This is a genomic window from Pseudomonas sp. FSL R10-2964, assembly GCF_009600035.1.
GTDB classification, from domain to species: Bacteria; Pseudomonadota; Gammaproteobacteria; order Pseudomonadales; family Pseudomonadaceae; genus Aquipseudomonas; species Aquipseudomonas bubulae.
Window position 1 is genome coordinate 1 of sequence record NZ_WIWH01000102.1, and the last position, 774, is coordinate 774.

1 rRNA gene is annotated in these 774 nt (G+C 44.8%); it reads right to left on the minus strand.

The features are described 5' to 3' along the window. Window positions 1-427: ribosomal RNA gene (locus tag GHN92_RS23610) — 23S ribosomal RNA — on the minus strand; the annotation flags it as partial. Window positions 428-774: the final 347 nt, after the last annotated feature.

The window sequence follows — 774 nt, forward strand, 5'->3', positions numbered from 1 at the left end:
GTAGTATTTAGCCTTGGAGGATGGTCCCCCCATATTCAGACAAAGTTTCTCGTGCTCCGTCCTACTCGATTTCACTGCAAAGATGTTTTCGCGTACAGGGCTATCACCCACTATGGCCGCACTTTCCAGAGCGTTCCGCTAACATCAATACAGCTTAAGGGCTGGTCCCCGTTCGCTCGCCACTACTAAGGGAATCTCGGTTGATTTCTTTTCCTCAGGGTACTTAGATGTTTCAGTTCCCCTGGTTCGCTTCTTAAGCCTATGTATTCAGCTTAAGATACCTAACTTATGTTAGGTGGGTTCCCCCATTCAGACATCTCCGGATCAAAGTCTGTTTGCCGACTCCCCGAAGCTTTTCGCAGGCTACCACGTCTTTCATCGCCTCTGACTGCCAAGGCATCCACCGTATGCGCTTCTTCACTTGACCATATAACCCCAAGCAATCTGGTTATACTATGAAGACGACATTCGCCGAAAATTCGCTGCTCAATTAAGAGCAATCACAAATTTTACCTTAGCCTGAATAAACACCAGTGAAAGTGCTATCCAGTCTAACTTTCTATTACATACCCAAATTTTTAAAGAACGATCTAATCAAAAGATCAGAAATCAACATTCACCATCATTTGATGGAATGCTCATTTCTAAGCTTTACGACAGAAAAACCGCAGATCAACTCTGCAGTTATCGTCTTCTACAATGAATCAAGCAATTCGTGTGGGAACTTATGGAGCAGCTGATGTCGTCGATTAAGGAGGTGATCCAGCCGCAGGT